The 8,325-nt window shown below is 70.4% G+C and carries 9 protein-coding genes; 7 read left to right on the top strand and 2 right to left on the bottom strand.

Annotated features, from left to right (window positions below; translation table 11 throughout):
• Window positions 1–105, top strand: a 105-nt coding sequence (locus FHG89_RS34390) for a dioxygenase family protein (protein WP_482809816.1), incomplete at its 5' end; no start/stop codon positions are given.
• Between the two features lie 4 nt (window positions 106–109).
• Here the strand turns inward: FHG89_RS34390 and FHG89_RS03645 are convergent.
• Window positions 110–910 (bottom strand): CoA-transferase subunit beta, encoded by an 801-nt coding sequence (locus FHG89_RS03645; protein WP_244295135.1) that lies wholly within the window; start codon window positions 908–910, stop codon window positions 110–112.
• Entirely contained in the window at window positions 907–1,725 is an 819-nt protein-coding gene (locus tag FHG89_RS03640; RefSeq protein ID WP_139582758.1) for a CoA transferase subunit A, read from the bottom strand. Before FHG89_RS03640 ends, FHG89_RS03645 begins: the two co-directional genes overlap by 4 nt.
• A gap of 233 nt (window positions 1,726–1,958) precedes the next feature.
• On the opposite strand from FHG89_RS03640, the gene FHG89_RS03635 reads away from it, so the two are divergent.
• The 6 genes from FHG89_RS03635 to FHG89_RS03610 all read left to right on the top strand — a co-directional run bounded on the left by FHG89_RS03635 (window position 1,959) and on the right by FHG89_RS03610 (window position 8,301).
• A complete protein-coding gene (locus FHG89_RS03635) occupies window positions 1,959–3,419 on the top strand; it encodes a benzaldehyde dehydrogenase (RefSeq protein WP_139582756.1) in 1,461 nt (486 codons plus the stop codon).
• Window positions 3,420–3,437: 18 nt separating this feature from the next.
• Window positions 3,438–4,619 carry a 4-hydroxybenzoate 3-monooxygenase gene (gene pobA / locus FHG89_RS03630; RefSeq protein WP_244295133.1) on the top strand — a complete coding sequence of 394 codons (1,182 nt, stop codon included), beginning with the start codon at window positions 3,438–3,440 and terminating at the stop codon, window positions 4,617–4,619.
• Window positions 4,620–4,839: 220 nt separating this feature from the next.
• Entirely contained in the window at window positions 4,840–5,802 is a 963-nt protein-coding gene (locus tag FHG89_RS03625) for an ABC transporter substrate-binding protein (protein WP_244295132.1), read from the top strand.
• A 72-nt stretch (window positions 5,803–5,874) separates the two neighbouring features.
• The gene (locus FHG89_RS03620; RefSeq protein ID WP_139582753.1) at window positions 5,875–6,675 is read left to right on the top strand and encodes an ABC transporter permease; all 801 of its coding nucleotides are present in this window, start codon (window positions 5,875–5,877) and stop codon (window positions 6,673–6,675) included.
• Complete coding sequence (locus FHG89_RS03615; RefSeq protein WP_139582751.1) at window positions 6,672–7,496, top strand: ABC transporter permease; 825 nt, start codon at window positions 6,672–6,674, stop codon at window positions 7,494–7,496. The genes FHG89_RS03620 and FHG89_RS03615 overlap by 4 nt, the downstream gene beginning before the upstream one ends.
• Window positions 7,489–8,301, top strand: coding sequence for an ABC transporter ATP-binding protein (locus FHG89_RS03610; RefSeq protein ID WP_139582749.1), 813 nt, complete (start codon window positions 7,489–7,491; stop codon window positions 8,299–8,301). Before FHG89_RS03615 ends, FHG89_RS03610 begins: the two co-directional genes overlap by 8 nt.
• Window positions 8,302–8,325 lie beyond the last annotated feature (24 nt).

Here is an 8,325-nt window from a genome sequence, read left to right as displayed (position 1 = left end):
GGTGACGGCCGACCGGTACCCCACACGCTTGTCGAGATCTGGCAGGCCAACGCCGCAGGTCGGTACCGCGGTAGCACCAGACCACTGCCGGCCTGGGTGTCCTGAGTGGTCATTGTCGTCTCCCGTCGGACTTCGTCGCCTCCAGCGCCCGCAGCACCGCGAGTTCGCGTGCCGTCGGCGGCGCACCGGTGGCCAGCCCGTCGGCGACGGCGAGGTCCCAGCCGGTGGCCGCCCGCGCCTGCTCCCGGGTCACGCCGGGGTGCAGGTGGGTCAGGGTGAGTTCGCAGGTGACCGGGTCGGGTGCGAGGACGCCGAGGTCGGTGATCACCACCCGGGGGCCGCCGCCCCGCAGACCGAGTCGCTCCCGGTCGCCCGGGCCCGTCCCGTACCCGACCGAGGTGACGAAGTCGACCCGTTCGGTGAACGTCCGAAGGTCCTGCCGGACGATCACCACGACCTCGCCGCAGGAGGCGGCGATCTCCGGGGCGCCACCGGCGCCGGGCAGCCGGACCGTCGGGGCGTCGTAGTCGCCGCCGACGACAGTGGTGTTGATGTTGCCGTAGCGGTCGAGCTGCGCGGCGCCGAGGAAGCCCACGTCGATCCGGCCGGGCTGGAGCCAGTAGTTGAACACCTCGGGCACCGAGACGACCGCGTCAGCGGTGTCGGCGAGGATCCCGTCTCCGATGGAGAGCGGAAGCCGGTCCGGCTTCGCACCGAGGCACCCGGATTCGTAGATGAGCACCAGGTTCGGGGCGTGGGTCGCCCGGGCGAGGTTCGCCGCGGTGCTGGGCAGCCCGATCCCGACGAAGCAGGCGGTGCCGTCGCGTAGTTGCCGTGCGGCGGCGACGGTCATCATCTCGTCCGCGGTCCAGTCCGCCATCGGGTCCCCCCGCTCGCCGCGCTGACTCATGCCGCCGCGTTGGCCTTGTGCACGTGCTCGTCCAGCCAGGCCCGGAAGGTGTCGCGGTGCCGGCTGACGGCGTCCCAGTCCCGGTAGAAGTCGTTGTCCCGCACCGAGTAGCCGTGGGCGTAGGAGGGGTGCGCGCCACCGGGCACCTCGGCCACCGCGGTGACCGCCCAGCCGGGCAGGATCACCTGCCCGGGTACGGGTTCCAACTCGTCAACGATCTCCTCGACGGTGACCAGTGACCGGTGGGCGGCGAGCACCGCCTCCTTCTGCACGCCGGTGATGCCCCACATCTGCACGTTGCCGTTCCGGTCGGCGCGCTGGGCGTGCACCACCGTCGCGTCCGGACGCAGGGCGGGGACGGCGGTCAGCGTCTCGCCGGTGAACGGGCAGGTGATGGGCCGGATGTTGGTGGTGTGCCCGGGCAGGTCGGTGCCGGTGTAGCCGCGCAGGACGGCGAACGGCAGCCCGGACGCCCCGGCGACGTACCGGTTGGCCATGCCCGCGTGACTGTGCTCCTCCAGGTCGAGCGGGCGTGGCCAGGCGTGCTGCACGGCGTCCCGGAAGCGGTGCAGCGACCCGACGCCCGGGTTGCCACCCCAGGAGAAGACCAGGCGACGGGCGCAGCCCGCCCCGATGAGCTGGTCGTAGATGACGTCGGGGGTCATCCGCACGAGGGTCAGCTCCTGCCGCCCCTGGCGGATGATCTCGTGGCCGGCGGCGAACGGAATGAGGTGCGTGAACCCTTCCAGGGCCACCACGTCGCCGTCGCCGACCAGGTGCGCCACGCCGTCGGCCAGCGAGACGAGCTTCGCCATGGGCCTCCCCGCCTCCTGCCCGAACCGTGCTGCCGCCAGCCGTTCGCTATGCGGACTGCCGTACTCATCTCGAACGTACGACGGGGAACGGCATCCGTCAACGACGAGCCGAATCGCCGTCCACAGTGCTCGGCACTCATGTCGGGCGATGCGTTGACGCGAGCCGGACCACGTGCCAACGTTCATGGAGAGAACGGCCGTTCGGTTAGCGAACACCTCCGAGGAGGACCGCCATGACACTGCTGGACGTCACAACCTGGCAGGGCACCCTGCACAGCGACGGCTGGGTGGAACCGGCCGGCGGCACGGCACCCGTGCGATCCCCCGCCACCGGCGAGGAGATCGGCCAGGTCGGCGTGGCGAACGCCGAGGACGTGACGCGCGCCTGCGCTCGCGCCGCCGCCGCCCAGCGCGCCTGGGCCGCCACCGGCTACGCCGAACGGGCCGCGGTGCTGCGCCGGGCCGGGCAGCTGTTCGAGCAGCACGCCGCCGAGATCGGCGACTGGATCGTGCGGGAGTCCGGGTCCATCCCACCCAAGGCCGGCGTCGAGACCGACACCGCCGCGCAGGAGTGCTACGAGGCGGCGGCGCTGGCCTCGCACCCGCTCGGCGAGATCATCCCAAGCGCGCAACCGCGGCTCAGCCTGGCTCGCCGGTTGCCCGTCGGCGTCGTCGGGGTCATCGCCCCGTTCAACTTCCCGCTCATCCTGGCCACCCGTTCCGTCGCCCCGGCCCTGGCGCTGGGCAACGCCGTGGTGCTCAAGCCCGATCCGCGCACTGCGGTCTGCGGCGGTGTCTCGATCGCCCGGGTCTTCGAGGAGGCCGGCCTGCCCGACGGGCTGCTGCACGTCCTTCCCGGCGGGGTCGAGGTCGGGGAGGCGCTGGTGGCCGACCCGAACGTACGGGTGATCAGCTTCACCGGGTCGACCGCTGCCGGCCGCAAGGTCGGCGAGGCGGCGGCACGCCACCTCAAACGCGCACATCTCGAACTCGGCGGCAACTCGGCGCTGATCGTGCTCGACGACGCCGATCTGGACCTCGCGGTCTCCGCCGGCGCCTGGGGGTCGTTCCTGCATCAGGGCCAGATCTGCATGACCACCGGCCGGCACCTGGTGCACGAGAGTCTGTCCGAACGGTACGTCGAGCGGCTGGCGGAGAAGGCGAACCACCTGCCGGTCGGCGACCCGGCGAAGGAGCAGGTGGCGCTCGGGCCGATCATCGACGAGCGCCAGCGCGACAAGGTCCACGCACTGGTCACGGCGAGCGTCGATGCGGGCGCCCGACTGGCGGCCGGGGGCACGTACGAGGGGCTGTTCTATCGGCCGACGGTGCTCACCGACGTCACCCCCGCGACCCCGGCGTACGCCCAGGAGGTCTTCGGCCCGGTCGCGCCGGTGATCACCTTCTCCGACCAGGACGAGGCCGTGCGGCTGGCCCGGCAGACCGAGTACGGCCTGTCGCTGGGGATCCTCGGCCGCGACGTGATGAGGGCGATGGCCCTCGCCGACCGGATCCCCAGCGGGATCGTGCACATCAACGATCAGACAGTGAGCGACGAGGCGGTGGCGCCGTTCGGTGGGGTGGGGGCGTCCGGCACCGGCTCCCGGTTCGGGGGGCCCGCGGCGAATGTCGAGGCGTTCACCGAGACCCAGTGGCTCACCGTGCAGGGCGCCATCACCCGGTACCCGTTCTGACGCCGGGAGGACAGGAGCATGCCGGGAATGCGTACCCAGGTCGGCATCGTCGGCGCGGGGCCGGCGGGGCTCATGCTGTCGCACCTGCTGCACCTGCGCGGAATCGAGTCTGTGGTGTTGGAGAGCCGCAGCCGCGACCACGTCGAGCACCGGCTCCGGGCCGGGGTCCTCGAACAGGGCTCGGTCGACCTGCTCTGCCGCAGCGGCGTCGGTGAGCGGCTGCGGCGGGAGGGGCTGCGCCACGAGGGCATCGAGCTGCGCTTCGCCGGGGAGTCACACCGGGTGCCGATGGCGGAGCTGACCGGGCGGGCGATCACCGTCTACGGGCAGCAGGAGGTGGTCAAGGACCTGATCGCCGCCCGACTCGCGGCCGGTGGCTCGATCCTCTTCGAGGCCGACGCGGTACGCCTGGACGGCCTCGACTCGGACACGCCGGTCGTCCACTTTCGACGCGACGGGCGGGACGAGGAGCTGCACTGCGATTTCGTGGCCGGCTGCGACGGGTTCCACGGGGTGAGCCGCGCCGCGGTGCCCGAGGGGGTGCTGACCACCTACGAGCGGGCGTACCCCTTTGCCTGGTTGGGCGTCCTCGCCGCCGCGGCGCCGGCGGTGGACGAACTCATCTACGCCAACCACGAGCGGGGTTTCGCCCTCTACAGCATGCGCTCCCCCGAGATCTCCCGGCTGTACCTACAGGTCGCGCCGGACGAGGACATCGCCGCGTGGCCGGACGAGCGGATCTGGACGGAGCTGCGCGCCCGGTTGGAGACGGTGCCGGGCTGGTCGCTCAACGAGGGGCCGATCCTGGAGAAGTCCATCACCGGAATGCGCAGCTTCGTGGTCGAGCCGATGCGGTGGGAGCGGCTGTTCCTGGCCGGGGACGCCGTGCACATCGTCCCGCCCACCGGCGCGAAGGGCATGAACCTTGCCCTCGCCGACGTCGCGCTGCTCGGGGACGCCTTCGCCGCGTGGTATGACGAGGGCCGCACCGATCTGCTGGACGGCTACTCGGCCACGGCGCTACGCCGGGTCTGGCGGGCCCAGCACTTCTCCTGGTGGATGACCTCGATGCTGCACCGGCTGGAGCGCGACGACCCGTACGAGACGAAGCTGCAGACCGCCACGCTGAGGTACGTCGCCACCTCCGAGGCGTACGCCAGGAGCCTGTCCGAGAACTACGTGGGCCTGCCCGAGGTCTGAGCGCGAGCCGGTGCGACGCCTCCACAGCAGAGCGTTGTTCAACTTATTCATGACGGGCGTCAGAAATTATTGACATTCAATGCCGGGGTGACTGACCATGGCCAACACAGCGGCGTGCGCCCCCACGCAGCGGTAGTTCACCTGCAGATCCGAGGCATCCGCCGACTTCCGACGCACCCACCACCCCCGCCCAGGAAGGGCCTCGTCAATGAAGAAGGTCATGGCTCTCGGGCTGATCGCCGCTACCGCGATCGCCCTCACCGGATGTACCGACTCCGACGCGTCCAACCCGTCCGACCAGACCTCGGGCGACCTGCGCAAGGTCCGGGTCGCGGCGCTGCCCATCACCGAGACCGCCGCGCTGTGGGGCGGCATCAAGGCGGGCATCTTCGCCGAGCGCGGGCTCCAGGTCGAGGTGCTGCCGGCCCAGGGCGGCGCGCAGGCCATTCCCGCGCTCCTGAACGGCGACATCGACTTCGCCATCGGCCAGCCCTTCGGCCCGTTCCGGGCCGACCTGCGGGATCTCGGCGTCGTCATCATCGGCAACTACGCCTCCTCGTACGCCGACGGCGACGACATCAACGCCGTGGTCGCCTCGGCGAAGTCCGGCATCAAGCGGCCGGCCGACCTCGCTGGCAAGCGGGTCTCGGTAAACAGCCTGGGCGCGGCCGGCGACGTGACGATCATGGCGGCGGTCGAGAAGGACGGCGGCGACCCGTCGACGATCAAGTTCGTCGAGGTCGCCTTCCCGGACGCCCCAGCCCAACTCGAATCCGGCAACATCGACGCCGCCTGGGTGCCGGAGCCCTTCGTCACCCAACTGAAGGCCCGCGGCGACACCTTCGTCGTCGCCCCCTACCAGGCGGTGGTGCCCGGCCTGACCACGCTCACCACGATTACCACAAAGGAACGCACTGAGAAAGACGCCAAGCTGGTCGAGGACTTCACCGCGGCGATGAAGAAGACGCTGGAGTGGGCCAAGGACCCCGCCAACGAGGCGGCGCTGCGGCAGGCCATCAAGGACAACCTGCAGCTGCCCCCGCCGGTGGCCGAGTCGGTGCGGCTGCCGGCCTTCGGTTGGGAGGTCGACCGGTCGAGCCTGCAGACGCTCGCCGAGCTCGCGCAGAAGTACAAGGTTCTCGACAAGCAACCCAACTTCGACCGTCTCATCCAGCAGCAGTAGCTGGCGCGATCCCGCCCTCCCCGACCCCCGGACCGGGGAGGGCCTCGCCGCCCGCCTGACGACGGGAGTGACATGCGCGTGTTCCCCACCCGACGCCTGCGCGCGTTACGCAAAGCGATGCTGGGCGTCGTCGGCCTGACCGGGTTCCTCGTCGTCTGGCAGCTGATCCCGACGCTGGGCCTGATCAACCCGCTGTATCTGCCGTACGTGACGGACGTGCTGGAGCGGCTGTTCGAGCAGCTCGTCGACCTCGCGTTCTGGCGGCGGCTGGGCAGCACCATGACGTCCTGGGGGATCGGCCTGACGGTGGCGACGGTCGCCGCCGTCGTCCTCGGCACGGTCGTCGGGTTGGTGCCGTTCCTGCGGCGCGCGACCCACACGGTTGTCGAGTTCCTGCGACCGATCCCGTCGGTCGCCCTTATCCCGATCGCCGTGCTGATGTTCGGCATCCAGCGGCAGGCCGCCCTCGTCATCATCGTCTACGCGTCGTTCTGGCAGGTGTTCGTGCAGGTGATCTACGGCGTCGCCGACGTCGACGTGGTGGCTCGCGACACCGCCCGCAGTTTCGGTCTGACCCGGCGGGAGCAGTTGTCGCACCTCGTCCTGCCCACCACCCTGCCGTACCTCATGACGGGCCTGCGGCTCGCGGCGGCGGTCGCGCTCATCCTCGCCATCACCGCGGAGATGGTGATCGGTAACCCCGGCCTCGGGCGCATGATCGAGCTGTCCCGGTCCGCCGGAGACGCCGCCGGCCTGTACGCGCTGGTCGTGGTCACCGGCCTGCTCGGGCTCATGGTGAACATCGTCTTCCGGTTCATCGAGCGTCGGGTGCTGTCGTGGCACCAGTCGGTACGAGGAGAGGAGCCGTTGTGACCGCGTACACCGGGCGGATCGCCAGCACGGCACGCAGCCGGACGGTCGGATCCCGGATCGCGACGAGCCTGCTCTACCCGCTGGGGCTGCCGACGCTGCTGCTGGTGCTCTGGGGTCTGGTGGCGACGAGGACGACGAGTCGGTTCTTCCCCGACCCGTTGACGATCGCCGAAGCCTTCCGGGAGACCTGGGTCGGCCCGGCGTTCGTCGAGGACGTGCTGCCCAGCCTCGCCCGCCTCGGCCTCGGTGTCGCCGCGTCGATCGTGCTCGGCATCGCCGCCGGCACCGTCATCGGCCTGACCCGCTGGTTGCGCGAACTCCTCGAACCGCTGCTGGAGTTCCTCCGGGCCATCCCGCCACCGGTGCTGATCCCGGTGGTGATGCTCCTGCTCGGGATCACCGACACCATGAAGGTCGTCGTGATCGCCTCCGGCGCGGTCTGGCCGATCCTGCTGAACACGATCGACGGTGTCCGGGGGACGGACAGCGTCATGACGGAGACCGCGGAATCGTTCCAGGTCACCTGGTGGGAGCGGCTCTGGTTCCTCGTGCTTCCGGCCGCCAGCCCACGGATCATGGCCGGGGTCCGGCAGGCCCTCTCGGTAGCGCTGATCCTGATGGTCATCTCCGAGATGTTCGCCTCCTCCTCCGGCCTCGGCTACCGGATCGCCTACTTCCAGCGCAACTACCTGATCGCCGAGATGTGGAGTGGCATCCTCCTCCTCGGTCTCGTCGGCGTCTTCCTCGCCGTAGCTTTCGGTCTCGTCGAACGGCGTGTTCTGCGCTGGTACCACGGAATCAGGGAGGTCAACCGTGCCTGATCGGAGCACCCTGCTGCGGGTGGAGCACCTGCGGAAGGTCTACGAGTCGGCGACGGGCACCGTCGAGGCGATCGGGGACATCAGCTTCACCATGGACGCCGGTGAGCTCGTCTGCATCGTCGGGCCGTCCGGTTGTGGCAAGACCACCCTGCTGAAGTGCCTGGCCGGCCTGCTGCGGCCCACCAGCGGCGTGGTCGAGATGGACGGCTCGCCGGTGACCGGGCCCAGCCCGGCCATGGCCGTGGTGTTCCAGGAGTACGGTCGCAGCCTCTACCCCTGGCTGACGGTGCGCGGGAACGTCGAGCTGCCACTGCGGCACAAGAGGCTCACCCGGGCGGCCCGGAACAAGCTGGTCGTCGACGCTCTTGAGGCGGTAGGCCTCGCGCACGCCGCGCGAAGCCACCCGTGGCAGCTCTCCGGGGGGATGCAACAGCGGGTGGCGATCGCGCGAGCGGTCGCCTACCAGCCCGACGTCCTGATCATGGACGAGCCGTTCGCCGCCGTCGACGCGCAGACCCGGGCCGACCTGGAGGACCTGGTCCGCGAGCTGCACGCCAGCCGCACCATCTCGGTTGTCTTCGTCACCCACGACATCGACGAGTCGGTGTATCTCGGTCAGCGGGTTCTAGTATTGTCCACGTCGCCGACCTGGGTCCAGGAGGACCTCGCGATCGACCTGCCGCCGGAGCGCGATCAGATCACGACCCGCGCTCTGCCCCGTTTCACGGAACTGCGGACGCACGTCTACGACCAGATCCAGCGGGCCAAGCGCGGGCAGGCTGTGGCCCCGCGATCCGCGCGGTGATCGGCGGCCAGGCCAACGAGTTCG

This window comes from Micromonospora orduensis, assembly GCF_006228125.1.
In the GTDB taxonomy this organism is placed as follows: domain Bacteria; phylum Actinomycetota; class Actinomycetes; order Mycobacteriales; family Micromonosporaceae; genus Micromonospora; species Micromonospora orduensis.
This window is presented reverse-complemented; position numbering and strand designations above follow the sequence as displayed.

Excerpts from the sequence above, each read along its gene's own strand:
- FHG89_RS03625 (WP_244295132.1), top strand. The coding sequence starts at position 4,840 with ATGGCTCTCGGGCTGATCGCCGCTACCGCGATCGCCCTCACCGGATGT.
- FHG89_RS03645 (WP_244295135.1), bottom strand. The coding sequence starts at position 910 with ATGAGTCAGCGCGGCGAGCGGGGGGACCCGATGGCGGACTGGACCGCG.
- FHG89_RS03635 (WP_139582756.1), top strand. The coding sequence starts at position 1,959 with ATGACACTGCTGGACGTCACAACCTGGCAGGGCACCCTGCACAGCGAC.
- pobA (WP_244295133.1), top strand. The coding sequence starts at position 3,438 with ATGCCGGGAATGCGTACCCAGGTCGGCATCGTCGGCGCGGGGCCGGCG.
- FHG89_RS03620 (WP_139582753.1), top strand. The coding sequence starts at position 5,875 with ATGCGCGTGTTCCCCACCCGACGCCTGCGCGCGTTACGCAAAGCGATG.
- FHG89_RS03640 (WP_139582758.1), bottom strand. The coding sequence starts at position 1,725 with ATGGCGAAGCTCGTCTCGCTGGCCGACGGCGTGGCGCACCTGGTCGGC.